26 protein-coding genes and 1 tRNA gene are annotated in these 22,961 nt (G+C 68.1%); 17 read left to right on the top strand and 10 right to left on the bottom strand.

Annotation, left to right across the window (positions count from 1 at the left end; all coding sequences use genetic code 11):
• Nucleotides 1-107 precede the first annotated feature (107 nt).
• Nucleotides 108-182: transfer RNA gene (locus D1409_RS19680), tRNA-Ile, on the bottom strand.
• A 102-nt stretch (nt 183-284) separates the two neighbouring features.
• Between D1409_RS19680 and D1409_RS19685 the strand changes: the two genes are divergently transcribed.
• On the top strand, nt 285-791 hold the full coding sequence (locus D1409_RS19685) for a macro domain-containing protein (protein WP_123538698.1): 507 nt from the start codon (nt 285-287) through the stop codon (nt 789-791).
• A gap of 14 nt (nt 792-805) precedes the next feature.
• Here D1409_RS19685 and D1409_RS19690 read toward each other — a convergent pair whose 3' ends face one another.
• The 3 genes from D1409_RS19690 to D1409_RS19700 all read right to left on the bottom strand — a co-directional run bounded on the left by D1409_RS19690 (nt 806) and on the right by D1409_RS19700 (nt 4,522).
• Nucleotides 806-1,669, bottom strand: coding sequence for an ATP-grasp domain-containing protein (locus tag D1409_RS19690; RefSeq protein WP_123538699.1), 864 nt, complete (start codon nt 1,667-1,669; stop codon nt 806-808).
• Between the two features lie 92 nt (nt 1,670-1,761).
• On the bottom strand, nt 1,762-2,292 hold the full coding sequence (locus D1409_RS19695; RefSeq protein WP_123538700.1) for a 50S ribosomal protein L16: 531 nt from the start codon (nt 2,290-2,292) through the stop codon (nt 1,762-1,764).
• A gap of 127 nt (nt 2,293-2,419) precedes the next feature.
• Nucleotides 2,420-4,522, bottom strand: a complete 2,103-nt coding sequence (locus D1409_RS19700; RefSeq protein WP_123538701.1) for a restriction endonuclease — start codon at nt 4,520-4,522, stop codon at nt 2,420-2,422.
• Nucleotides 4,523-4,661: 139 nt separating this feature from the next.
• Between D1409_RS19700 and D1409_RS19705 the strand changes: the two genes are divergently transcribed.
• Nucleotides 4,662-5,660, top strand: coding sequence for a glutathione S-transferase family protein (locus D1409_RS19705; protein WP_123538702.1), 999 nt, complete (start codon nt 4,662-4,664; stop codon nt 5,658-5,660).
• 18 nt (nt 5,661-5,678) lie between these two features.
• Here the strand turns inward: D1409_RS19705 and D1409_RS19710 are convergent, their stop codons facing one another.
• Nucleotides 5,679-6,794: a hypothetical protein gene (locus D1409_RS19710; protein ID WP_123538703.1), complete on the bottom strand. Its 1,116-nt coding sequence runs from the start codon at nt 6,792-6,794 to the stop codon at nt 5,679-5,681.
• A 173-nt stretch (nt 6,795-6,967) separates the two neighbouring features.
• Here D1409_RS19710 and D1409_RS19715 point away from each other — a divergent pair, with 173 nt between their 5' ends.
• From D1409_RS19715 to D1409_RS19745, 7 genes are all read left to right on the top strand, one after another.
• Nucleotides 6,968-7,978: a beta-ribofuranosylaminobenzene 5'-phosphate synthase family protein gene (locus D1409_RS19715; protein ID WP_123538704.1), complete on the top strand. Its 1,011-nt coding sequence runs from the start codon at nt 6,968-6,970 to the stop codon at nt 7,976-7,978.
• A 60-nt stretch (nt 7,979-8,038) separates the two neighbouring features.
• Nucleotides 8,039-8,881 carry an RAD55 family ATPase gene (locus D1409_RS19720; RefSeq protein ID WP_123538705.1) on the top strand — a complete coding sequence of 281 codons (843 nt, stop codon included), beginning with the start codon at nt 8,039-8,041 and terminating at the stop codon, nt 8,879-8,881.
• 124 nt (nt 8,882-9,005) lie between these two features.
• On the top strand, nt 9,006-9,932 hold the full coding sequence (locus tag D1409_RS19725) for a hypothetical protein (protein ID WP_123538706.1): 927 nt from the start codon (nt 9,006-9,008) through the stop codon (nt 9,930-9,932).
• Nucleotides 9,933-9,937: 5 nt separating this feature from the next.
• Nucleotides 9,938-10,579, top strand: a complete 642-nt coding sequence (locus D1409_RS19730) for a hypothetical protein (protein ID WP_164471787.1) — start codon at nt 9,938-9,940, stop codon at nt 10,577-10,579.
• Nucleotides 10,580-10,659: 80 nt separating this feature from the next.
• Entirely contained in the window at nt 10,660-10,983 is a 324-nt protein-coding gene (locus D1409_RS19735) for a transcription factor S (RefSeq protein ID WP_123538708.1), read from the top strand.
• 150 nt (nt 10,984-11,133) lie between these two features.
• On the top strand, nt 11,134-11,358 hold the full coding sequence (locus D1409_RS19740; protein ID WP_123538709.1) for a hypothetical protein: 225 nt from the start codon (nt 11,134-11,136) through the stop codon (nt 11,356-11,358).
• Nucleotides 11,355-11,699 carry a hypothetical protein gene (locus tag D1409_RS19745; protein WP_123538710.1) on the top strand — a complete coding sequence of 115 codons (345 nt, stop codon included), beginning with the start codon at nt 11,355-11,357 and terminating at the stop codon, nt 11,697-11,699. Before D1409_RS19740 ends, D1409_RS19745 begins: the two co-directional genes overlap by 4 nt.
• 119 nt (nt 11,700-11,818) lie before the next feature.
• On the opposite strand, the gene D1409_RS19750 is transcribed toward D1409_RS19745, so the two are convergent.
• Complete coding sequence (locus tag D1409_RS19750) at nt 11,819-12,091, bottom strand: helix-turn-helix transcriptional regulator (RefSeq protein ID WP_123538711.1); 273 nt, start codon at nt 12,089-12,091, stop codon at nt 11,819-11,821.
• A gap of 104 nt (nt 12,092-12,195) precedes the next feature.
• On the opposite strand from D1409_RS19750, the gene D1409_RS19755 reads away from it, so the two are divergent.
• A complete protein-coding gene (locus D1409_RS19755) occupies nt 12,196-12,624 on the top strand; it encodes an SHOCT domain-containing protein (RefSeq protein ID WP_164471801.1) in 429 nt (142 codons plus the stop codon).
• A 162-nt stretch (nt 12,625-12,786) separates the two neighbouring features.
• On the opposite strand, the gene D1409_RS19760 is transcribed toward D1409_RS19755, so the two are convergent.
• Both D1409_RS19760 and D1409_RS19765 read right to left on the bottom strand, forming a co-directional pair.
• Entirely contained in the window at nt 12,787-13,662 is an 876-nt protein-coding gene (locus D1409_RS19760; RefSeq protein ID WP_123538713.1) for a ZIP family metal transporter, read from the bottom strand.
• A gap of 113 nt (nt 13,663-13,775) precedes the next feature.
• Nucleotides 13,776-14,462 carry an SDR family NAD(P)-dependent oxidoreductase gene (locus D1409_RS19765; RefSeq protein ID WP_123538714.1) on the bottom strand — a complete coding sequence of 229 codons (687 nt, stop codon included), beginning with the start codon at nt 14,460-14,462 and terminating at the stop codon, nt 13,776-13,778.
• 116 nt (nt 14,463-14,578) lie between these two features.
• On the opposite strand from D1409_RS19765, the gene D1409_RS19770 reads away from it, so the two are divergent.
• Genes D1409_RS19770 through cruF form a run of 3 tightly spaced genes read left to right on the top strand, consistent with a single transcriptional unit; the run spans nt 14,579 to nt 17,951 of the window.
• On the top strand, nt 14,579-16,183 hold the full coding sequence (locus D1409_RS19770; RefSeq protein WP_123538715.1) for a phytoene desaturase family protein: 1,605 nt from the start codon (nt 14,579-14,581) through the stop codon (nt 16,181-16,183).
• 30 nt (nt 16,184-16,213) lie between these two features.
• Complete coding sequence (locus D1409_RS19775; protein WP_164471805.1) at nt 16,214-17,092, top strand: prenyltransferase; 879 nt, start codon at nt 16,214-16,216, stop codon at nt 17,090-17,092.
• Nucleotides 17,082-17,951 (top strand): bisanhydrobacterioruberin hydratase, encoded by an 870-nt coding sequence (cruF, locus tag D1409_RS19780; protein WP_123538717.1) that lies wholly within the window; start codon nt 17,082-17,084, stop codon nt 17,949-17,951. The genes D1409_RS19775 and cruF overlap by 11 nt, the downstream gene beginning before the upstream one ends.
• Before the next feature lie 45 nt (nt 17,952-17,996).
• Here the strand turns inward: cruF and D1409_RS19785 are convergent, their stop codons facing one another.
• Entirely contained in the window at nt 17,997-18,797 is an 801-nt protein-coding gene (locus tag D1409_RS19785) for a hypothetical protein (protein WP_123538718.1), read from the bottom strand.
• A 314-nt stretch (nt 18,798-19,111) separates the two neighbouring features.
• Between D1409_RS19785 and D1409_RS19790 the strand changes: the two genes are divergently transcribed.
• Entirely contained in the window at nt 19,112-19,303 is a 192-nt protein-coding gene (locus D1409_RS19790; protein ID WP_123538719.1) for a hypothetical protein, read from the top strand.
• A gap of 92 nt (nt 19,304-19,395) precedes the next feature.
• Here the strand turns inward: D1409_RS19790 and D1409_RS19795 are convergent, their stop codons facing one another.
• Nucleotides 19,396-19,911 (bottom strand): Rrf2 family transcriptional regulator, encoded by a 516-nt coding sequence (locus D1409_RS19795; protein ID WP_123538720.1) that lies wholly within the window; start codon nt 19,909-19,911, stop codon nt 19,396-19,398.
• Nucleotides 19,912-20,093: 182 nt separating this feature from the next.
• Here D1409_RS19795 and D1409_RS19800 point away from each other — a divergent pair, with 182 nt between their 5' ends.
• From D1409_RS19800 to D1409_RS24815, 3 genes are all read left to right on the top strand, one after another.
• The gene (locus D1409_RS19800; RefSeq protein WP_123538721.1) at nt 20,094-21,215 is read left to right on the top strand and encodes an NADH:flavin oxidoreductase/NADH oxidase; all 1,122 of its coding nucleotides are present in this window, start codon (nt 20,094-20,096) and stop codon (nt 21,213-21,215) included.
• Between the two features lie 159 nt (nt 21,216-21,374).
• Nucleotides 21,375-21,998 (top strand): hypothetical protein, encoded by a 624-nt coding sequence (locus D1409_RS24810; RefSeq protein ID WP_164471802.1) that lies wholly within the window; start codon nt 21,375-21,377, stop codon nt 21,996-21,998.
• Between the two features lie 189 nt (nt 21,999-22,187).
• A complete protein-coding gene (locus D1409_RS24815) occupies nt 22,188-22,880 on the top strand; it encodes a hypothetical protein (protein ID WP_164471803.1) in 693 nt (230 codons plus the stop codon).
• Nucleotides 22,881-22,961 lie beyond the last annotated feature (81 nt).

Below are 22,961 nucleotides of genomic sequence, written 5' to 3' on the forward strand. Positions count from 1 at the left end.
ATTGTGAACTACGCCCTGACGTGCTCGCTTCGCTGCGCGCGTCAGGTCTCGTTCAAATCCTCGGGGTTGATACAGCGGCCGCTCACTGGCGTTCGCGGCACGCTGTATGGGCCCGCTCGGATTTGAACCAAGGACGAAGCGGTTATGAGCCGCTCTCTCTAACCAGACTGAGATACGGGCCCGTTACGTCCACCGGTTTCGGAGCGGAGCCCTTTAGCCTACCGGGTTCGCACGCCCCACGGCCCGGGGACGCCTTTTAGCCCCTCACACGCCAACCCACGGATATGCAGTTTGACACCGTCCAGGGAGACATCGCCCAGCAGTCCGCCGACGCGCTGGTCAACGCCGCCGGCACGAGCCTCCGAATGGGCAGCGGCGTCGCGGGCGCGCTCCGTCGGGCCGCCGGCGGGCCGATAAACGACGAGGCCACGTCGAAGGGGCCGGTCGGCCTCGGCGCGGTCGCCGTCACCGACGCCTACGACCTCGACGCGGAGTACGTGATCCACGCCGCCGCGATGCCACACTACGGCGACGGCCAGGCGACCCGCGAGTCCATCGCCGACGCGACGCGCAACGCGCTCGCCCGCGCCGACGAACTCGACTGCGAGTCGGTCGTCCTCCCCGTTCTCGGCACCGGCGCCGCAGGCTTCGCGTTCGCGGAGGGCGCGCGTATCGTCTGCGAGAGCGTCGACGAGTACGAGCCAGACGGACTGTCCGACGTGCGGGTGATCGCCTACTCCGACGACGAGTTCGAGGGACTGGAGCGACTCGCCGGAGAGATTCGGGGATAGGTCGGCCCTCCCGTTCACGCCTCGGCAGTGCGCCGGATCAGGTCGGCAAGGTCGTCCCAGAACCCGTCGGCGTACTTCGCGGCGTCGTCGATGGTGGGACGGGCGTTGGTCTCGTTCACGACGGCCCGGTCGTCGGTCACCAGTAGATCCACTCCCAGGAACGGAATGTCCAGCACCTCGGCAGTCCGCTCGGCGAGGTCGCGCAGTTCGGGGTCGAGATCGACGCGATTCGCCTCCGCGCCGCGGTGGACGTTGTGCTTCCACTGGCCGGCGGCGAGCGCGTCCCCGGGCAGTCGCCGTTCGACGGCCCCGACGTACTCGCCGTCGAGGACCATCACGCGGTAGTCGGTCGCGCCGGGGAGGTACTCCTGGAGGAGGAAGGACTTGTCACCGGTCGCCTGGAAGTCGTGGACCAGGTCGAGGTAGTCGACGACGCCGAGCAGCGAGTCCAGATCATGGGCCTTCGCGACGCCGACGCCGCGGGTCGTGGAGTTGGGCTTGACGACCACGGGCGGGTCGAGGCGGTCGAATGCCGCCGCGACCTCGGACTCGTCGACGGGGTTCGACACCATCACCGTCTCGGGGACGGGCACGTCGGCGCGGGCCAGGCGGGTGAGCACGCCGGCCTTGTTGCGCGAGCGGAGGATCGCTTCGCGGTCGTTGACCCACGGGACGGCGAGCGCGGCGTCGGCGACGCCGCCCTCCATCAGTCGCGGCGGGTAGACGAAGCCGACGTCGAAGTCGTCCCACGGCGGGTCGGTGAGCGAGACGGTCCGCTCGCGGGAACGGACGTGGTCGACCGCGATGTCGCGGTCGCCGAGCGGCCCCCGCATCCGCTCGTACGTTTCGGCGTTCGTGGCGACCGCCAGTCGGAGCATGCCCGCCCGTAGTGATCAGTCCCACTTAGCACCTCCGCCCGAGAGTCGCGGAGACTCGTCAGTAGCGACGGGAAAACCGGAAGAAGGTCGCCTCAGGCGATCAGCAGTTCTTCGCCGCGTTCGACCTTGATGCGGCACGGCGGGGTGATCTTGTTGTAGGCGCGGCGGAAGGCCTCTTTGACCTCTTCGGCCTGGTCGACGTCGCAGTAGGCCGTGAACAGCTGTTCGCCGGCCTGGACGCGCGAGGCGGTGCCGACGATCTTCCCGAAGGCCTGACGCATGCCGTCGGAGACACGGTCCGCACCGGCGCCGGTCGCCTGTTTGTTCTCCCGGATGACCTGGTGGGGGAACTTCCGGAGGACCATCTTGTAGTTGCCCTCGCCGAGTTCCTTGATCAGGTGACGGTTGGCCGAGAGGCGGGAGGCCTCCATCGAGCCGTGGCGCAGCTGGACGGACTCCTCGACGATGAGGGATATCTGGACCGGGTAGTCCGAACCGTCCGCTTGCTTGTCGCCCATCTGGTGCTGTGCGATCTTCGAACCGGGAATACCCGTGATGTACTCCCGTCGGGTGTACGCGGGCTTGTCGATGTCCCGGTACATCGAGGCTGGTTTGTCGGCCATAGTCTTGCATTAGAACAATCTCAGCGCGTGGATAAAGGCTTCGAACCCGGCCGGAACCGCGTGACTGTCCCCCAGACACGACTCACGGCCGGTCGACCCGGGCGAACCGCCCGAGACCCGGACCGCCTCATCCCCCGTCCGGGTGCGAGACGCCGTGATAGTCGAGTTCTGCCGCGAGCGAGTCGGGACCGACGACTCGAACGCCGCGTTCGTCGGCCCGCTCCCGCGCCGGAGGAGACAGCCGCGCCCTCGCGACGATGACTGCCGCGTCGAGTCCGGCCGCATCCTCGACGGCCGCCGCGACCCGCTCGACCGCGTCGCCGTCGAGGGCCGCGGTCCCGTCGGCGTGGACGGCCCGGACGCCCACACCGACTGCGACCGGCCCCGGCGTCGTCGCGTGCAGGTCCACCTCGTCCGCAGCCTCCCCCTCTGGTGCGTCGACTGCCCAGCCGGTCTCCCGGAAGAGCGTCGCGACGAGGTCGCGATAGGCGCCGGCCGAGACGGACGCCAGGTCCGCAGGAGCCCAGTCAGCGGACCCGCCGCCGCTCGCACCCGACATCTGCGAATCGACGGTCGACTCCGTCTCAGTGACGGCTCGCTCCGGGTCGTCCGCGGTCGACGTCGACTCGTCGGCCGCCGATCGAATCCGCGTCGCCGACACCCACCCGTCGCCCGCCTCCCCGGAGTCTATGCCCTCGCCGTCCGTCCCCGCTTCGTCCGTGTCGTCGTCCACGGACGCCCAATCTTCGCGGACCGCGTCGGACGTAGTCTCGCTCTCCGTCGTCGACCCGCCGTCGGCCGGCGTCGGGGTGCCGGCCGCCCCGGGACCGGACTCGGCAGTCGCCTCCGGGTCGGGTTCGTCGGACGGAACCACAACGGTCTCCGCCGGCGTCGCGTCTCCGCCGTCCTCGGACCGGTCTGCCGACAGGTCGGGGCGGTGGTCGTCCACCGTCGCCTCGAGTTCGTCGACCGTGTCCAGTTCCTCGGGGACTCGCTCGCGCGCCACCTCGCGAGCGGCGTCGAGCGCCGACTGGGCGCGCTCGCAGGCCGCGGCGGCCGCTTCGGGCGGCGCTCCGTCGGCCACGTCGACAGCGCGGCGCGCGCGCTCACAGCGGGCCGCGACGAGACCTTCGGCGACCACGGCGAGTCGTTCGCGGATCGCCTCGCGGTCGCCGGCGAAGCGGCGCTCGTCGCGCCCCCAGTCCAGCGACCGAAGCGTCTCGTAGCGGTCGAGCGCGCGCTCCCACCACTCGACCGCCGTCTCCGGGTCGTCCTCGGCGGACGCCACTTCGACGGCCTGCTCGGCCCGCTCCAGCGGCGCGGCGGCCAGTCGCTCGCGGTCCTCGGCCAGCGTCTCCAGCCGCCGCTCGATCAGGTCGTCGGTCGGTCGGTCGGCGTCGACCGACAGCGCCGCCGCGTAGCTCTCGGCCGCCCGCTCGAAGTTGTCGAACGCCGACTCGTACTCCCGGTCGTCCCACCGAGTGTGCGCACGCTCGCGCACCTGCTCGGCCCGTTCGGCGTAGGCCCGCCGCTCGTACCACGCCAGTCGCGCCCGGTAGTCCGCGACCCGGTCGGCGACCGACGCCGACGCGCCGTCCAGCGACGCCGCCGCCTCCTCGGCGTCGGCGAGCGTCTCGCGCACGTCGCCGACGGCAGCGAGGACGATATCGACGTCCCCTGCTTCGAAGGCCGTCTCGACCTGGTCGAGCGTCTCCGCGGCCGCCTCCAGGTGGCGCTCGGCGCGCGTCCAGACTCCGGCCGCCGCGTCGAGGAACTCCTGGACCGGGCCGAGGTCGCCACGGGACTGGAACCGGTACTGCCGCCCGTGAACCGTCTCGAGGACGAGCGCGCCACCGAGGAACCCGTCGACCGTCCGGGCCTCCACGACGTCGCCCAGCGGGACCGAGTGCGTCCGGTCCCCGTCCGCGTGCCCGACCGCGAACAGGACCCGGACGTCCGTCACGAGCGCCGTCGCGCTGTGGTCGCTGTCCGGCGTGACGCGCTCGGACTCGTCGACGCTCCCCCCACCGCTCCCGCCGACCGCGTCCCCGGATCGGTCGATCCGGACGCCCCGTTTCTTGTTGCGGACGACGTACCGCGGCGTCTCTCCAGCGTCGACGTACTCCGCGAGCGGCCGGTCGTGCAGGATCCCCCGACCGATGAGACCGCCGCTCCCCGTCTCCGTGAGTACCGATTCCTCGCCGTCTTCCACCTCGATGACGTGTTTCATCTCCCCCTGCCCCCCAGTACTGTCGATACCATCTCCACGATGACACTAAACTGTTGCGCCCGCCCCGTCGGACTGGGCGAACGTCGGGTTACTCGGGTGCCACTGGTGCTCTTTTACCGCTCGCGGCCCAACGGCGGGTATGAACAAACTCGTCGACGGCGAGTGGCGGACGGACATCGACGACTACACGAACGACGACGGCGAGTTCGAGCGCCAGGAGACGAACTTCCGGGACCGGGTCGAGGACGACCCCGACGCGCGCTTCCAGCCCGAAGCCGGTCGCTACCACCTCTACGTCTCCTACGCGTGCCCGTGGGCCCACCGCACGCTGGTGATCCGCGCGCTGAAAGGCCTCGAGGACGCCATCTCCGTCGACGTCGTCGACCCCTACCGCGACGACGGCGGCTGGCAGTTCACCCCCGAAAAGGACGGATGTACGCCGGACACCGTCAACGGGAGCGACTACCTCCGCGAGGTGTACCAGGCCGCCGACCCGGACGCGACCTGCCGCGTGACCGTTCCGGTGCTCTGGGACAAGCAAGAGGAGACCATCGTCAACAACGAGTCCAGGGAGGTCCTGCGGATGCTCGACACGGAGTTCGATTCCGTGGCCGAACACGACGTCGACCTCTACCCCGAGGGCTACCGTGAGGAAGTCGACCGGATCATCGACGACATCTACGACCCGATCAACAACGGCGTGTACCGCGCCGGCTTCGCCGGATCGCAGGAGGCCTACGACCGCGCAGTCGACGACCTGTTCGACGCGCTCGACCACTGGGACGAGGTGCTCGACGACCAGCGCTACCTCGCCGACGACCGCCTGACCGAAGCGGACGTCTGCATGTTCACGACGCTGATCCGCTTCGACCACGTCTACCACACCCACTTCAAGTGTAACGTGCAGGCGATCCACGAGTACGAGAACCTCTGGCCGTACCTGCGCGACCTCTACCAGACGCCGGGCGTCGCCGGGACGGTGGATATGGACCACATCAAAGAGCACTACTACACGACGCATCCCGACGTGAACCCGAAGCGGCTGGTCGCTCGCGGGCCGGACCTGCAGTTCGGGGCGCCCCACGACCGCGACGAACTGCCGGGCGCGCTCCCGACGGACCTGCTCCCGCTGGCCTGAGCGGCGACGGGCCGTCCGTCAGCGGTCTTCGGGGCGCGAGGGACCGGCGGACGCCCGCCCGAGCCGAGCCGCGAGTTCGCTGTCCAGCTGCGAGTCGGGGTGAGTCCGGAGGGCCACGACACTGCCGTCGTCGACGGTCGCAGTGACCGTCCGCTGGCGCCGGCGGACCACTTCGATCCCGTCGAACTCCTCGCTGTGGCGGACGGCGTGGACGACGGCGGCGAAACTCGCGACCGTCCCCAGCGTGAGCAGTGGTGCGAGGAGGCCCCCCTCGAGCACGACGAGCGCGGCGAACGGCGAGAGCCCGAGCACGCCGACTCCCCAGTGAGCGAGCGGGTCGTCGCCCGCACCGCCGGTGACACGGCGCTCGACCGCGGTGAGCCGGTCCGCGAGCCTGTCGAGGCCGTCGAACCGGGCGAGTCGATCGGTCAGCGTCCGCCCGTTCAGGTCGAGGCCGTTGCGACGGACGTGAGCGGTGGCGAGCGCGCCGCCGACGGTGGCGAGCGCGAGCGCCGGCGTCAGCGGGTTCGCCGCGACACCGAGGACGGCGAGGAAGCCGACGACCGAGAGCAGGTACCCGACGCCCCCGAGGAGTCGGGCGTCGTTCCCGCGGATCTGGAGGACCGTCCCGAGGGCGCTTCGGACCGCACAGAGCCGGTCGATACCGACGCCGACGAGCCCGTCGTCGGCGACGACGAGCAGGCGCTCGTCGGTCAGCGCGACCGTCGCCGGACCGTCGCGGTCGCCCCGGAGTCGCGCGTTGTCGACGATCTGAAGCGACTCGTCCGGCCGGAGGTGGCCCCGGACGAGTCCGCTCTCGCGCTCCCGAAGCGGGGGAGGCGTCCACGGCTCGACCGTCGTGACGCGGTCGACGGTCGTCTCGATCACGCCGCGATCGGGCTCCGTGTCGCGGTCGTCCGCACTACGAGCAGTCGTCACGGCCGAGCGCGCGTCGCCGGGTGATCGGCGGACAGGATCTCTCTCGCTCACGGGCGTCGACTGCCCGGTATCTGTGTCGGTCGTGGCGCTCACCGGTCGAGACGCCCCAGCGCCCGGTTGTGGGTCGTCGGTGCCGTCCGGCCCGTCGCCGATATCGTCCTCGCGACGGTCGTCGGTCGTTCGTCTCTCACCCATGGAACGTCTTCCCCCCGCCGCCCGGATTGTAAATGACGGCTTATCGACCGTCTCGCCCGGTTCCAGACCGAGACAGTCGGCAGTCAAGGAGCGGGAGACACGCGGTCGTCACGGACTCCGGCGACGAACGCCGGTGTCGAAAGGCCGTAGGTCCGGGAATACGTCGGTGACCTATGACGCGCGTCACGGTCGGCGGTCGCCTGCACGCCGGCTTCCAGAACCTCTCCCTGGCTCACAACCGCCTCTACGGCGGCGTCGGCGTCGCGCTCGCCGAACCGCGCCTGGACCTGCGCGCCGAGCGCGCCGACGTGGTCGACTGCGACGACGAGGCGGCCACGCCGTACGTCGAGCGGGTCGTGGACCACCTCGACGTGCCCGGCGCGACCGTCCGCGTCGACGACGAACTCCCGCGCCACGCCGGCCTCGGGAGCGGGACGCAACTCGCGCTCGCCGCCCTCGTCGCCGTCGCCGGCGCGTACGACGTCGAGGTGGACCCGCGCGCCCGCGCGCCCGCGCTGGGTCGGGGCGGCCGCAGCGGCATCGGCGTCGCCACCTTCGAGCGCGGCGGGTTCGTCGTCGACGGCGGTCACCCGACCGAACGGTTCACCACCGCGCCGCCCGCGGAGGGCGAGTGGACGGTCCCGCCGGTCGTCGCCCGTCACGACCTCCCCGAGGAGTGGCGGTTCGTCCTCGCCGTCCCCGACGCCGGCCCGGGCCGCAGCGGTGACGAGGAAGACGAGAGCATGCGCTCGGTCGTCGAGCGAGCCGATCCCGGCATCGCCGAGGAGATCGCCGGGCTGGTCACGCAACACCTCCTCCCCGCGGCGGCGACCGGCGACCGCGCGGCGTTCGGGAGTGCAGTCGCCAGACTCGGCCGACTCAACGGCGCCTGGTACGCCGACGAGCAGGGGGGCGTCTACCGCCCGCCCGCGGGCGCCCTCATCGACCGCCTCTCCGACGAACCCGCGGTCGCCGGCGCCGGCCAGTCGTCGTGGGGGCCGACCGTCTACGCCCTGACGAACGCCAACTACGCCGACGACGTGGCCGACGCGGCCCGCGACGCGCTCTCCGACGTGGCCGACGGCGGGCTCGCGGGAGAGCCCTCGTCGGACCGCCGGTCCGACGGCGGTCGCGTGATAGTCGCTCGCCCCCGGAACGAGGGCGCGAGGGTCGCCGACGAGTGAGTTTCAGCGACCGATAATCGCGGCGTAACAGGTAAGCGGGGGGCCCCGAGAGGTAGGGGCATGCATCGAATACCCTTCGGGGTCCGCCAGCTCGACACGACGCTCGGTGGCGGCGCGCCGGCGGGGAGCGTCGTCCTCACGGCGGGCGAGGGCGGCGCGGGGTCCCGGGAGTTCATGTACACCAGTACGCTGTTGAACGCGCTGGCGAACACCGACGAGGACCTGCACAACCTCTACTACGGCGACCTCGCGGCGAACGCCGACCCGCCGGACGAAGTCCACTTTATCTCATTTACCGCCGGCGAGGACCGCTTCGTCGACGAGATCGACACCACGATGGAGTCGGAGATCGTGGACGCCGGGATCGACGCCGTCCACTACCACGACCTCTCTGAGCAGTATTTCCACCAGAGTCCAGTCCCACGGGACTGGTACGCCGAGGCGACCGCCGACATCAAGGACCTCCGGGCGCGCCAGGAGCGCGACGACATCCTCGGCGAACTCGGGAGCCGCCTGAGCGAACACGCCCCGGGCAACCTCGTCGTCATCGACTCCCTCTCGGACCTCATCAGCACCGCCGGCCGCGACCAGAACCTCGACTGGTCGGACGTGGCGTTCCTCGTCAAGGGGCTCCAGAAGGGCGCAGACCAGTGGGACGGCGTCATCCTCGTCCACCTCAACCAGGAGACGGTCTCCCCGACCGAGTACGGCCAGCTGGTCGACGGCGTCGACGGCACCCTGGAGTTCGAGTGGGCCAGCGGCGGGTCCACCCGCGCCCGAACGCTCGTCGTCAAACAGTTCCGGGGCGTCCTCTCGGGGATCGACGACGAGAACATCGTCCAGTTCGAGACCGAGATCGGCGAGGGCGGCTTCGACATCAGCGACGTCCGCAAGATCCGATAGCGCGAATCGAATCGAGGATCGCGTCGGATCCGGTTCGAGAACGACGATCGCGGCGAGTCTCCAGATTCGATTTTCGAGAACCGGTGGCAAACGCTTAACTACCTACTCGCGTCAACACGAGGTAATGGCGAGCGAGTCGTCGGACGACGCCGGCGTGTCCGTGTCGCTCCCCGCGGATCTAGAGGCCTGGCTCGACCGCAAGGCGGCCGACCTCGACGTGGACCGCGAGGCCGTCGTCGTCCAGTTGCTCTCCTCGTATCGCGCCGCCGAGGAGTTCGGTGACGACGAGGTGAGCGCCGTGCTCGGCGACCGCGACGTGGAGTCGGAGGTCAGGGACGTGATCGCCGAACGGTTGCCCGACATCGCCGAGGCGGTCGCCGAACGCGTCGATACGGGCGACGTGGGCGAAGTGGAAGAGAGCCTCGCCGCGGAGATCGACCGCGTCGAGGCGGAGTTCACGGACAAGGTGCAGGACGTGCGCGAGCGCGTCGTCCAGGTGAAACGGGAGGCAGACGACAAGGCCGACGTCGACCACACCCACCCGGAGTTCGGGGAGCTCGCGACGCTCTCGACCGCTGTCGACGACCTGGAGTCGTCGCTGGCGGATATCGAGTCCCGCGTCTACGAGACCGCAGAGCGCGTCGAGGACCACGAAGACCGCCTCGACGACTTCGGCGACCGCGTCGACGAGGTGGAGGGGGCGACGGACAGACTCGAAGAGGTCGAGGAGCGCCTGCGGACGGTGGCCTGGGTGGTCAGCGACCTCAGAGAGGCAGAGCGGGCGCGGTCCAGCGGGACCGAGGCCATCGACCGGCTCAAGGCGACCGCGGCGGAACTCGACGTCGACCGCGCGGTCTGCGGGAACTGCTCGCGGGCGGTCGACATCGCGCTCCTGCACGAGCCGACCTGCCCCCACTGCGACGCCACCGTCAGCGACGTCCAGCTGCCCGGCGGGCTGTTCGGCAAGCCCCGGCTCACCGTCGCTCGACAGCTCGAGGCCGGCGACGAGACGGACCGCTCGAACGTCCCCGACGCGGCCGACCGGGAGTGACCAGCGTGAGCGACGATTCCGACGGCGACCCGTTCGACTCCTTCGAGACCGACGGCGACCGCGAGGGCGACCCGTTCGACTCACTGCGTGACGGAGCGGACGGGCGCGGCGAAGGGCGGGACGGGACCGACGACCGCCCGGCTGACCCCGGCACCGCCGACGCCGACCCGTTCGAGTACATGGACGACCGAGACAGCGACCGCGACCCCGCCGGGTCCGAAGGCTCGCCGGGGTCCGAGGGCGCGTCGGGGTCCGCGGGCGACCCGCTCGCGGACGTCGAGGTGTCCGACGCGGACCCCTTCGAGTCGAACGCGAGCGCCTTCGAGCGCCCGGACGTCGACGATATCGACCCCGACGAGGTGTGGGCGCGACTGACCGCCGACCCCGACACCGACCCCGCCACGGACGCAGAGGTCGAGGTTGGGGCCGAGGCCGGGCCCGCAGTCGACCCGGACGACGGCGAAGACGACGTCGTCGACGTGTCGAAACACAGCTACTGCGAGGGGTGCGAGTACTTCTCGGCGCCGCCGGACGTGACCTGTTCCCACGAGGGCACCGACATCCTGGAGTTCGTCGATATCGACACCGTCCGTGTCGCGAACTGCCCGGTGGTCGAGGAGCGACGCGAACTGGAAGAGGACGCCTGATCGTCGGCGCGTGGATCGCGGGTTGTCCGTGACGCGAGACGATTTCTACTTGTGTCCGGGGCGTGAACGGGCGGAGTATCATGCAGTTTTGCGACGACTGCGGTTCGATGATGCACTCGGACGGGGACGAGATGGTCTGCAAGAACTGCGGTGCGACCGAGGGGAGAGACCAGGACCTCGCCGACCAGTTCGTCAGCACCGACGAACAGTCCGGCGACGAACTCGTCGAGACCGAGGAGGGAGACAACTTCGAGGGGAAACCCACGGACGACAGCGTCACCTGCGAGGAGTGCGGCCACGGCGAAGCCTGGTACAACATCAAGCAGACCGGCGCCGCCGACGAGCCGCCGACCCGATTCTTCCGATGCAAAGAGTGTGACCACCGCTGGCGGGAGTACAACTGAGCGGGACGCCCCACCAGCGGTCGGGATATCGCGGGTCGCTCCGTGCTCGCGGGTCACTTCGTTCCCCGCTCACTATCGAGGCGCTCGCTTCGCTCGCGCCTCGCTCTCCGTACGAGGGTATTTGACAGACCGGTACAAAGATCCGACAAGATGAGTTCAGACGACACCACAGCGATCGATCCCGACATCGAGGAGACGACCACCTGGCCGGATCTCGCGATCGGGCTCTACGAGCGGCTGACCGGTCGCGGCGCGACGATCACCTACGAGTTCGAGGACATGGAGGTCGACGTGCCCAGCAAGGCGGGCGAGGACCCCGAACACGCCCACTGGCGGGTCGACGGCACGCTCAGCATCACCACCGAAGAGGAGTGAGCGACCGCGCTCTCAGCGTCGACGCCGAACTGGTCGTCGAGGGCGGCAGCCGGACGTTCCGCGTCTGGAGCGAGGACAACCGGATCGTCGTCGACGCGCCGTCTGTGAGCGCGCTCCGCGCGATAGAGAGTATCCGCGCCGCGCTCCCGACCGACGCGCTCGACCCCGGCGAGCGCCTGGCCGACGCGGGGCTGACCGTCGAACTGCAGGTCCGGCGCTCCCCCGTCGCCACCGTCGGGGCCGGCGTTACCGGCGACCCGCTCGTCAGCCGGCTCACCGGGCTCGACGCGGCGGTCGACTGGCGCGGCGTCGCGACCGCCGCGGTGCGCGCGCTCGGATAGCCCGTTCGGCTCTTCGGCCCCGTTTCGCCGCGTAGCCTCCCCGTTTCGCCGCGCATCCTTCCCGTTTCGCCGCGCATCCTTCCCGTTTCGCCGCCCAGCCTCCCGTACCGTGCTCCCGTTCAGGCGCTCGACGGTGTCGTCTCGGAGCGAGCGGCACCCGCCCAGTACGCGCCGCGGTGGCGGACCCGACCCTGGTCTTCGAGACGGGAGAGGACGACGCAGACGCTCCCGCGGGGGACGCCCGTCGCCTCGCGGATCTCCGCGGGCGTGAACGCCCGATCGCGTCGCTCGTCCAGGAACTCGACCACTCGTTCGGCGTTGGCCGCGCCCGCTGTCGCCGGTCGGAGCTCCTGGCTCGGCGTCGCCTCGAACTCCTCGATACTGATCGCCATACCCACCGTACGCTCGCCGAGAGCATAGCGCTATCGCGACTCGCGGGTCGACGAGGGACCGACCGGCCCCGGAAACTATGTCGGCCGGGGCGGTAGCAGTGCGTATGGTCGACTGGACGGGTGACCCACTTGACGCGCTCGTCGAGGTCGTCGCCGTCGCGACCCTCCCGATGGCGGCGTTCGCGGCGGTCTTCCTCGGCGGCGAGGCCGCCGCCGTCGTCGCTATCGTCGGCTGGTTCCTGCTCGTACCCCTCCTGAGCGTGCTCTCCGACCACGTCGAACTCGGAACCGAAGCGTCGACGGAGTCCACAGCGAACGAGAGAGCCGACGCCGGCGACGACGCCCTCCAGCGGTTGCGCGACCGCTACGCCGCCGGCGAACTCGACGACGTGGAGTTCGAGCGCCGCCTCGAACGACTCGTCGAGACAGAGGACCTCGAAATCCGGAGCGACGCGACCCTCGACGGGACCGACGAGCGCTACTCCGACCGACCGGACGGGAGACGGCGCGGGCGCGAGCGCGAACTGGAGTGAGTGCGCCGCGGACCGTGAACTGGAGTGAGTGCGCCGCGGACCGTGAACTGGAGTGAGTGCGCCGCGGACCGTGAACTGGAGTGAGTGCGCCGTGGACCGCGAGCGCGATCGGAGCGATCGACGAGTACCGATACAGCGAGTTCGACAGGGACCGGGGAGCGCTCAGGGCGAGACGGCGACCCAAGTGACGACGACGGCGGTGGCCCCGACGACCGTGCTCCCGACGGCGTGGAAGCGCAGCTGGTCGAGCAGTTCGTGGGACTCCTCGCTGAGCGAGCACACCTCGTCGATCTCCGACCCGGCCTCGCACACCGGCAGGAAGTCCATCGCGACGTGGAGGAAGATACCCGCCGCGAAGCCGAAGACGACGGCGTTCAACACCGGAATATCGGGGACCGGAAACGCGGCTGTGGGGATCGCGGTGATCCCGACGCCGGCCGCGGGGAGCAACAGGGCGGAGACGGGCTTGCCGTTCCGACGCAGCCGGCGCGCCGCGGCGTAGCCCGCGGGGCCCTTGTGCGAGACGATGGCCAGTCCGAGCAGGAGCCCGAGCGTCGGCATCGAGCCGTAGACGAGGCCGATTATCAGACCCGCCGAGAGCGCGTGGGCGGTAATCTGTGCGGTCGTCACGTCCATCGGGAGGTCGAGGTGGGTGAGTCGGTGGCCGACGACGTGGCCGCTGTACCCGACGACGAGGCCGGCGGCGATGCCGATACCGCCGATCTGCGGCGCGCCGGCCGAGCCGCCGATGCCGATGGCCTGCGGGACCAGGAACATCGCGGCGCTGGTCACCATCGCGCCGCTCGCCAGCCCGTACCCCCAGACGAGTCGCTGCGGGTTCGTCGCCGTCGCGCGCCCGCCGAGATACGCCCCGACGGCCATCGCGGCGAACGCCACCCACCCGACGACGAACACCTTCCACGTCTCCGTCATCACCGCGACGACCGACAGCGCGACCAGTGCGACGACGCCCGCACCGCCCACCAGCGAGAGTCCGCCCACTGGATTATTAACCTCGCTCGATTCGTTAATACCCATTGTGTATTAACACCGGTACTGTTATTATTAAATCTGTCGCTCGGCGGAGGCGGGGCGTCGCAGAGAGCGGCCGATACGGGCGGAATAGACTGGCGAGCGTACCGATATGGGGGTCAGGCCTCGCGCATCGCCCGGCGGTCGAGGACCGACCCGTCGAGCCGTTCGGGGGCGGCGTCCCTCGCGGCCCAGAGTAGCAGGTCGGCCGCGCGCTCGGGGTCAGTCCCCCGTCCGCCGGTCAGGTCCGTCGCGACCGCGCCAGGGTCGACGACGCCGACAGGCCACTCCGTGTCGACGGCGAACTGGCGAGCCACCGCCTCCGCCGCGGCCTTGGAGACGGCGTACGCCCCGAAGCCCGCTCGCGCTTCGCGTGCGACTCCGCCCGAGAGGACGAGCAGTCGCGCTTCGTCGGCCAGGTGCGGTCGGGCCTCGCGGGCGGTGGTGAACACGCCGCGGGCGTTCGTCCGCATCGTGTCGTCGAACGCGGCGTAGGACTCCCGGTCGACCGGCGTCTCGCCCGGGTCGCCGTGGTAGACGCCCGCGTTGGCGACGAGCACGTCGATAGCGCCGCCCTCGTGCGCGGCGGTCTCCACCAGTCGCTCCACGTCGAACTCGTCGCGCACGTCCGCCCGCTGGGTGGTGATCGTGCCGCCCGACTCGCGGATCTCTCCGGCCAGTTCGTCGAGCGCTCCCGTATCGCGAGCGCAGGTGACGACGTGTGCGCCCGCGTCGGCGAACGCTCGGACGCTCGCCGCGCCGATCCCCCGCGTCCCGCCGGTGACGACGACTGTCCGTCCGTCCATGGCGACGAGTTGGGACGGAAGCCACATCAGCACCCCGGCCGCGGACGCGACCGCCACCCGCACGGCCCGACGGGTTGGGCACCCCCTTTTTGAGCGCTCCGCCGTAATCGAGAGCAATGGCAGGGATCTCGGACCGAGCGGACGGCGTGTCGGTGACGGTCGTCGGCGGCGGCGTGGGCGGTCTCTCGTCGGCGGCGTACCTCGCGGACGCGGGCGCCGACGTGACGCTCGTGGAGAAAAACGACCAGCTGGGCGGCCGCGCCAGCCGCCTCGAAGCCGAGGGCTTTCGCTTCGACATGGGGCCCTCGTGGTACCTCATGCCCGACGTGTTCGAGCGCTTCTTCGGCCACTTCGGCAAGACCCCGGACGACTACTACGGCCTCGAACGGCTGGACCCGCACTACCGGATCTTCTTCAAAGGCGAGACGCGACGCGTCTCGGGACAGTCGAGCGGGCGGAGCCCGCGAGACGGCGAGGGGCCCGGGGCAGGCAGTGGCGAACGGATCGACATCGCCGCCGACAGCGCGACCAACCGGGAGCTGTTCGAGTCGATCGAACCCGGCGCCGGCGAGGCGTTCGAGGAGTACCTCGCCACGAGCGAACGGCACTACGGCACGGCGATGGACAAGTTCGTCTACGAGGACCGCTCCTCGCTGCGGGACTGGGTCGACCTCGACGTGATGCGCGCCGCGCCCGTCGGCCTCACGCTCCTGCGCTCGATGCAGGGCCACGTCGAGAACTACTTCCAGAACCCCAAGCTCCAGCAGATAATGCAGTACACGCTGGTCTTTCTCGGCGGATCGCCCCGCAACACGCCCGCGCTCTACAACATGATGAGCCACGTCGACTTCAACATGGGCGTCTACTACCCCGTCGCGAACGAACCCGACGAGGACGGCAACCACCCCGGCGGCATCGGTATCGTGATCGACGCCTTCGTCGACCTCTGTCGCGAACTCGGGGTGCGCTTCGAGACCGGCGCCGAGGTCGACGAGATAACCCGCCGCAAGCGGGGGTTCTCCGTCGTCGACGAGACGGGGGTCGAACGCCGCCCCGACCGCGTCGTCGTCAACGCCGACTACGCCCACGCCGAGCAGGAACTCCTCCCCGAGCACGAACGGCAGTACGACGCCGACTACTGGGACGACCGCACCTACGCGCCGTCCGCCTACCTCCTCTACCTCGGCGTCGAGGGCGACGTGCCCGAACTCGCCCACCACACGCTCGTCCTCCCCGACGACTGGGACCCCCACTTCGACCAGATATTCGAGGAGCCCGGCTGGCCGGACGAACCCGCCTACTACCTCTGTGTCCCCTCGAAGACCGACGACACGGTCGCGCCGGAGGGCCACAGCAACCTGTTCGTCCTCGCTCCCATCGCCCCGGGTCTGGAAGACTCCCCGGCCCAGCGCGACCGCTTCCGCGAACAGATCCTCGACGACGTGGCCGAGAACGCCGACACGGACCTGCGCGACCGCATCGTCTTCGAGGAGGAGTTCTGCGTCTCGGACTTCGTCGACCGGTACAACGCGACGCAGGGGACCGCGCTCGGACTGGCGCACACGCTCCGCCAGACCTCGCTCCTCCGCCCGCCGAACCGCTCGACGGCCGTCGACGGCCTCTACTTCACGGGCTCGTTCACCACGCCCGGCATCGGCGTCCCGATGTGCCTCATCAGCGGCCAGCACACTGCCGAAGCGCTCGTCGAGGACGTGAGTTAACTCCCCCACCCGCGTATGATCGACGACGCGATGGCCTCCGTGACCGCTCGCCTCGGCGCGCTCGTCCCGCCCGACACCACCGTCGGGTACCTCCTCCGGCTCTCTCGCCCCCGCTTCTGGCTCTACCTCGCCGGCCCCGCGGCCGTCGGCGCCGTCTTCGCGACCCGTGAGACCGCCGAACTGTTTACGCCGCTGACGGTCGGGCTCACGCTCTACTTCCTCGTCCCCGCGAACGTCTTCCTCTACGGCGTCAACGACGTGTTCGACGCCGACGTCGACGCGGAGAATCCCAAGAAGGAAGGTAAGGAAGTCCGGTATCAGGGTGATAGGGCCGTCCTCGCGGCGGTCCTCGCCAGCGGCGTCCTCGGCGTGGCGGCCCTACCGCTGCTCCCGACCGAGGCCGTCGTCGCGATGCTCGCGTTCCTCGCGCTGTCGGTCCAGTACAGCGCCCCGCCCTTCAGGTTCAAGACCACGCCGTTCCTCGACTCCCTCTCCAACGGCCTCTACGTCCTGCCGGGCGTCGTCGCCTACGCGACCGTCACGGGCTCGTTCCCCCCGGCGCTCGCTGTCGCCGGCGCCTGGCTCTGGACGATGGCGATGCACACCTTCTCCGCCATCCCGGACATCGAACCCGACCGCACCGCCGGCATCGAGACCACGGCGACGGTCCTCGGCGAAGGGACGACCTACGCCTACTGCGCCGTCGTCTGGGCGGTCTCCGCGGCCGTCTTCGCACTCGTCCACCCGGCGTGGGGCGGCCTGATCGCCGTCTATCCCGTCTTCACCGCCGGCGTCGCGCTGAGCGACGTGTCCGTCGACCGCGCGTACTGGTGGTTCCCCGTCCTCAACACCGTCGTCGGCGCGCTCCTGACGATGGGCGGCCTCTGGAGGATCGTGTATGCCACCTGACCCCGCCGAGGTCACCGGACTCCCTCCACTCGAGCGGCTGGACCGCGACTGGCTGGAGGCGCGCCTCGACCGCCTCGTCAGCGAGAACCGATTCACCATCGCCGTCGTCTTCCCCGTCACGGGCGCCGCCCTGCTGCTCGCCAGCGCGCTGGAACTGCTCCCGCCCGCCCTCGCGTTCAACCCGTGGCTCGTCCTCGTCGGCGTCGTCGTCATGCGCCTCCCCCTCGTCGCCGGCATCGCACCCCTGATCGACCGCAAGGCGACCCTCGCGCTGGTCGCGCTGGCGGCCTATGCCTACGGGATCGAGTTCGTCGGTATCACCACCGGCCAGCCCTACGGCCACTTCGAGTACGGCGTCGCCCTCGGACCGATGCTCGGCGGCGTCCCCCTCGCGCTGCCCGTCTTCTTCTTCCCGCTCGTCCTGAATAGCTACCTGCTCTGCCTCCTCCTGCTGGGAGATCTGGCCCGCTCGCCGTGGGTTCGCCTGCCCGTCGTCGTCGCCACCGTCGTCGCCGTCGACCTCGTGCTGGATCCGGGGGCGGTGGCGCTGGGCTTCTGGACCTACGACGGCGGCGGCGCCTTCTACGACGTGCCGTGGTCGAACTACCGGGGCTGGGTCCTCTCCGCCGCGGTCGCCGTCGCAGCCTTCGACTGGGGACTCGACCGAGAGGCCCTGCTCGCGCGGCTCGACTCCTGCGATTTCATGCTCGACGACATGGTGAGCTTCGTGATCCTCTGGGGAGCGATCAACGCCGCGTTCGGCAACTGGATCCCCGTCGGACTCGCCGCGCTGTTCGGCGCCGGTCTCGTCGTCACCGACCGGTTCGACGTGCCGACGCGGCCGCGCTGGATGGAGTAGCCACTCGGAGCAACGCCTCCAGGCGAGGTGGCGGGACAGCGGCGGCTACGACGAGTCGCCGCCGGTGAGTGCCTCGACGACGCCGACCGCGCGGCCGGCGAGCGCGAGTCCCGTGAGGAAGAGCAGCCACCGGGCGAGGGCGACGAGTCGGTCGTCGACCCACTCGGGAACCAGCGGCTCCGACGACGCGGCGTGCGAGACGTAGTAGTAGGTGACGCCGTCGGCCGTCGACCGGCGGACGACCGAGCGGTCGAGGTACTGCCCGGGGAGCGTGACGCGGCCGCGGTCGACCACCCGTTTGCGGTACGGTCGCGGGTCGACGGGCCCGATCTCGACCGGGAACGGCGACTCGTACCGGACCGAGACGTTGTCCAGCACCGCCCGAGGGGCGACCGGCTGCACCCGATAGGTGCCGTTCGACGGCGTGTACAGCCGTTCGTAGTAGCGGCCGCCGACCCGGGTGTATCGCTCACCGGAGAGCCAGAAGTCGCCGAACCGCGTCCCCGACCGGTCCGGCGGACTCACCTCGTTGGGGGTACCGTCGAGGTTCGTCACGACCGCCGCGTCGGCCGAGAGGTTCACCGACCCACGGTCGAGCGCTCGCGCGTCGAGCGCGCAGAGGACCGTGCCGTACCTGGTCCCGTCGGGGCCACGCTGGCAGTCGACCCCCGGGAGCACGACGCGGTCGCCGGACGCAGATTGGGATTCGATCCCCGCCTCCGAGACCGCGAGCGGTTCCGCGCTGTAGGTGTGGGAGGGCTGAGTCGGCCGGGGGACGAGGAGGGGATTCGCGATCAACAGCAGGGCCACGCCGAGCAGGGCGGCGCGTCGCCACCGGATATCCATACCCCGCCGTCGGAGGCGACCTATTCAACGGCTTCGGCTCGCCGAACCGAGACCGCCGTGGCCGCTCGGAGCCCAGACCGGTCCGGCCACGGACCCCGGAGGGAGCAGCACTTTTCCCCGGGACCGGCGACTGGTCGGCCATGGGCATCGGTCGTAGAGACGACGATATCTGGGTCGGAAACTGGATCTCCTTCGAGTATCGGATCGGCCCCGACACCGGCGAACTGCTCGACGGCGAGTACGAAGGTCGGTAGCGAGCGGTCCGGTCCAGCGGAGCCAGAACGATTATCTCGCTCGCTCGACACGTCGACCGCATGGACGACACAGCGATACAGAACAAACTGGACGGGATCACCCTCCTCTTGCTGCTGACCGTGAGTCTGTTGAGCGGACTCGTGTTCGGGTCGAACTCCGGCGAACAGACGGTGTTCGCGGCGGTCAGTTTCGTCGTCGTCGCGCTGCTGATGATGGTCGTGAGCTACACCCAGCCGTCGCCGACGGAGTAGCGACCGACTCGCTGTGCCGGTCCGGGGCCATACGCCCGTCCACGGGCAGACACGGGGCTCGTTCGGGAGAGCGCGCAGGCGACGATGTGGGGCTACTCCTCCGTCACTGGCCCTTCCACGACGGCGACGTCGAGGAGCACCTCGTTGGCGGTGTCGGTGACCGCCTCGACCCGCCCGGCGACGACGAGGTGGGAGAGCGGCGTCGGTCCGATGGCGATGGAATCGTCGACAGCTAGCTTCGGGACCGACTCCCGGAAGTGAACGCGCGCGGTGCACTCCTCCGGGTGGAGGACGTTGGGAAACCTGATCTCGGCGACCGTGACGCTCACTCGCTCGAAGTCCTGCGACAGGGTAACCGTCGCCCGCTCGTCGAGGTCGTCCCGGCCCAGCACCGCGAAGGCCCGTTCGGTCGGTTCGTAGCCCCCCGTCGGGCCCGCGACCCCCGTGACGACGCCGAGCGATCTGAGACTCTGCATCTGGTTTCGCACGGAGCCGGGGGTCCGGTCGATGACCGCCGCGATCCGGTCGGCCGTCACCGGTGCATCCGCCTGCTGGTACTTGTCGACGAGTGTCGTCAGTATCTGACGCTGACTGGTAGATAGCTCCACGAGAGTGCCTTGCGAACTGTACCCTCCGCGCGCATTTATGGGTTAGTTTCCCTCCGGCGCCGTCGAACGAGGCCGGAGTGGCGAGTGTCCCGCCCCTCGACGGCGGACAGACGGTGACCGAGAAAGCGGACGGCGTTGCGGTCGCCGCACGATACTTGAGTCGAGAGCCGTAAGCGGCGACGATGACAGACCTGTTCTCCCCGCTCCAGTTGCGCGACACGACGGTCCCGAATCGCGTGATGGTCTCGCCGATGTGCCAGTACTCCTGCGAGGCGCGCGACGGGCGCGCGACCGAGTGGCACCACGTCCACCTGGGCTCGCGCGCCGTCGGCGGCGCCGGCCTCGTGATGGCCGAAGCCACGGCGGTCGAGAAACGTGGCCGGATCACCCCCGAAGACCTCGGGATCTGGAACGACGACCACGCCGACGCGCTCGCCCGGACGACTCGATTCGTGAAGGAGCAGGGCGCCGTCCCGGGCATCCAGCTCGCCCACGCCGGCCGCAAGGCCTCGAAGAGCCGCCCGTGGGACGGGAGCCGCCCGCTGTATCCCGACGACGGCGGCTGGGAAGTTATCGCGCCGAGCGGGGACCCGTGGCCGTACGAGGACGACGAGACCGGCGAACGGGTCGACGCGCCGCCGACGCGGGAGATGGACCAGGGCGACGTCGAGCAGGTCATCGACTCCTTCCGACAGGCGGCGGAGCGCGCCCGCGACGCCGGCTTCGAGGTCGCCGAGGTCCACGCCGCCCACGGCTACCTCCTCCACGAGTTCCTCTCGCCCGTGACCAACCACCGCGAGGACGACTACGGCGGCGACTTCGAGGGCCGGACGCGGCTCACGCGGGAAGTCACCGAGGCCGTCCGCGAGGTGTGGCCCGACGGCAAGCCCGTCTTCGTCCGGGTCTCCGGGACGGACTGGTTCGACGACCGCCCGTCGTGGACCGCCGAGGACTCCGCGCGACTGGCCGATCAGCTCCACGAGGTCGGCGCGGACCTGATCGACGTGTCCAGCGGCGGTATCGCGCCCGGGTCGTGGCCCGACCAGGTCGGCCCGAACTACCAGCTCCCGCTCGCCGAGGCGATCCGTGACGGGTCGGAGAGCGACGTCGCCATCGGCACCGTCGGGGGCATCACGACGCCCGAGCAGGCCCAGGCCATCGTCGCCAACGGCCGCGCAGACCTCGCTATCGTCGGGCGGGAGTTCCTCCGGGACCCGTACTTCGGGCTCCACGCCGCCGAGGCACTGGACGCCACCGACGAGGTGACCGGACCGCCCCAGTATCGCCGCGCGTTCGGGTTCTGAGCGGCTACTCTCGATCGCTGGGAGCGATTTGACGTCGTTCGGACGGTCTCGGTCGTTTTCTTACAGGCTGAGCGTACTATTATTTCACGACAGTGGGGACGTACAGGAATTTATCTCTTCCCAAAGATTCTAATTCTTAGATAATATCTTGGTTCACCAATGGCTGACAGAGATAGATCTCGGTGGGACCATTTTGGAGACCCAGAACATGCTAATCGGGATTCAGAAGGAGAGACTCCCACAAAAGAGGATCTAATAAAGGGGTATATTCAGTATAGTGAAGAATCCCGGTATCGCGACGGTATAATGCATAATTCATACTATTTTGTCCTTGTTGCTGTTGTCCTCTTTTCTGGGCATGTCTTGTCACTCGAATTTAACGCCGTAGACTTCTATTCATACAAATTTGGGATACTGTTATTCACTGGTGGGATCGTCACGTTTGGCATTTCTGTTGTAATGAAGACTTACAATAGGAAGCGGATCAATGCTGAACATCGCCGAGATGTCCTAGAACAGTATTTCGATGATCACTTCTCTAGCGATGGCATTTTCAAAATTGACGGGACAGAGCCGTTTTCGCCCCGAGAGAAAGATAATCCGTTCGCTATCCAGAGAAACGTTCTTCGCAGGAATAGAGACACTATTGAAGATGTATTCCAAGGCCCTCTCAAAGTACAAGCCCTAGTAAAATTCGGGATCTGGGGCGGATTGCTTACAGGCTCAATCGGACTAGGAATTTTGAGTTATACTGTTCTCCAATCAATCTGGAGTTTATTTTAGACCCCCCGAATGACTCTGAACAAGTGATCAACGGATATCTATGTCCGGTTCTACCCACAAAATCGGATTTCCTGTTGCATCGACCCATCGCGCTGAACGACTGACTTCCTATGGTATGAATAGACTCTACTAATGCTACCGATACTTATTCATGGGTTCTTTACATATAGGTGAGAACGAAATCAATCTATGTCTGACATACCTGAAGAAGTATCTTCATTTGTTGAGGCGAATCACGAGGATGATGAGTCAATTAAGGAGTTCCGAGTTCTATCGAATATAACAGACAATTTTGTGGGGTACGCACTGCTCTTCATCTCTCTCGGGTCTCTTCTTCTTGGCTTCTTGTATATTGAAATACTTGATCTTCCTGTAGAAATTGCTGGGGTTCAGGATCTCGGTTATTATGTTATCATAGCTATTCCCTTGATGATATCCATCGGTGTCCAGAGAGTGCTATCTTCGCAGGTAAATGAGTTTGATTATACGATTGATGATGTAGCATATCACTACTTAGCAGCTGCCATCATCGAATTTTACCCTGAAGATAGCCCTGAAAATTCGGTTAAGTATCTTGGTAGATTTAGAAGATATATGCGAAACCACCCCCTGAATATATCGCCTGAAACACAAAATAGTTTCACAGATTATATTCAATTTCTGGAGGACCAAGAGTCCCAAGAACTGGAGTCTGTGATGCAAGAGTCGTTTTTAGACAATACAGATATTGTAATATCTGAGATTGAGTATGTGAACGGCCACAGCATTCAGATACCAGAGGAAGACGAGGACGATGAAAGCATTCCTTCAGAAGCCCAGATTCTATTTGAAGCAATCGCTCTTCGGAAGCAGATTGTTGGTCGAACAGAGCTGGCGCTATGAAAGCGTAGCGGGCAAGGGTGATGCGTCAGCATCACCCGACTATGTTTCCAATTGAAGTATTTCGTTCGGAGGCGAGCGCCG

Origin of the sequence: Halosimplex salinum, from assembly GCF_003730195.1 — an archaeon.
In the GTDB taxonomy this organism is placed as follows: Archaea; Halobacteriota; Halobacteria; order Halobacteriales; family Haloarculaceae; genus Halosimplex; species Halosimplex salinum.

Bases quoted from the DNA above. Each gene is read 5' to 3' on its own strand.
- D1409_RS19720 (WP_123538705.1), top strand. From the start codon at position 8,039: ATGCATCGAATACCCTTCGGGGTCCGCCAGCTCGACACGACGCTCGGT.
- D1409_RS19705 (WP_123538702.1), top strand. From the start codon at position 4,662: ATGAACAAACTCGTCGACGGCGAGTGGCGGACGGACATCGACGACTAC.
- D1409_RS19735 (WP_123538708.1), top strand. From the start codon at position 10,660: ATGCAGTTTTGCGACGACTGCGGTTCGATGATGCACTCGGACGGGGAC.
- D1409_RS19695 (WP_123538700.1), bottom strand. From the start codon at position 2,292: ATGGCCGACAAACCAGCCTCGATGTACCGGGACATCGACAAGCCCGCG.
- D1409_RS19800 (WP_123538721.1), top strand. From the start codon at position 20,094: ATGACAGACCTGTTCTCCCCGCTCCAGTTGCGCGACACGACGGTCCCG.
- D1409_RS24810 (WP_164471802.1), top strand. From the start codon at position 21,375: ATGGCTGACAGAGATAGATCTCGGTGGGACCATTTTGGAGACCCAGAA.
- D1409_RS19685 (WP_123538698.1), top strand. From the start codon at position 285: ATGCAGTTTGACACCGTCCAGGGAGACATCGCCCAGCAGTCCGCCGAC.
- D1409_RS19725 (WP_123538706.1), top strand. From the start codon at position 9,006: ATGGCGAGCGAGTCGTCGGACGACGCCGGCGTGTCCGTGTCGCTCCCC.
- D1409_RS19785 (WP_123538718.1), bottom strand. From the start codon at position 18,797: ATGGATATCCGGTGGCGACGCGCCGCCCTGCTCGGCGTGGCCCTGCTG.
- D1409_RS19765 (WP_123538714.1), bottom strand. From the start codon at position 14,462: ATGGACGGACGGACAGTCGTCGTCACCGGCGGGACGCGGGGGATCGGC.
- D1409_RS19700 (WP_123538701.1), bottom strand. From the start codon at position 4,522: ATGAAACACGTCATCGAGGTGGAAGACGGCGAGGAATCGGTACTCACG.
- D1409_RS19690 (WP_123538699.1), bottom strand. From the start codon at position 1,669: ATGCTCCGACTGGCGGTCGCCACGAACGCCGAAACGTACGAGCGGATG.
- D1409_RS19755 (WP_164471801.1), top strand. From the start codon at position 12,196: ATGGTCGACTGGACGGGTGACCCACTTGACGCGCTCGTCGAGGTCGTC.
- D1409_RS19760 (WP_123538713.1), bottom strand. From the start codon at position 13,662: ATGGGTATTAACGAATCGAGCGAGGTTAATAATCCAGTGGGCGGACTC.
- D1409_RS19715 (WP_123538704.1), top strand. From the start codon at position 6,968: ATGACGCGCGTCACGGTCGGCGGTCGCCTGCACGCCGGCTTCCAGAAC.
- D1409_RS19710 (WP_123538703.1), bottom strand. From the start codon at position 6,794: ATGGGTGAGAGACGAACGACCGACGACCGTCGCGAGGACGATATCGGC.
- D1409_RS19770 (WP_123538715.1), top strand. From the start codon at position 14,579: ATGGCAGGGATCTCGGACCGAGCGGACGGCGTGTCGGTGACGGTCGTC.
- D1409_RS19750 (WP_123538711.1), bottom strand. From the start codon at position 12,091: ATGGCGATCAGTATCGAGGAGTTCGAGGCGACGCCGAGCCAGGAGCTC.
- D1409_RS19775 (WP_164471805.1), top strand. From the start codon at position 16,214: ATGGCCTCCGTGACCGCTCGCCTCGGCGCGCTCGTCCCGCCCGACACC.
- cruF (WP_123538717.1), top strand. From the start codon at position 17,082: ATGCCACCTGACCCCGCCGAGGTCACCGGACTCCCTCCACTCGAGCGG.
- D1409_RS19740 (WP_123538709.1), top strand. From the start codon at position 11,134: ATGAGTTCAGACGACACCACAGCGATCGATCCCGACATCGAGGAGACG.
- D1409_RS19790 (WP_123538719.1), top strand. From the start codon at position 19,112: ATGGACGACACAGCGATACAGAACAAACTGGACGGGATCACCCTCCTC.
- D1409_RS24815 (WP_164471803.1), top strand. From the start codon at position 22,188: ATGTCTGACATACCTGAAGAAGTATCTTCATTTGTTGAGGCGAATCAC.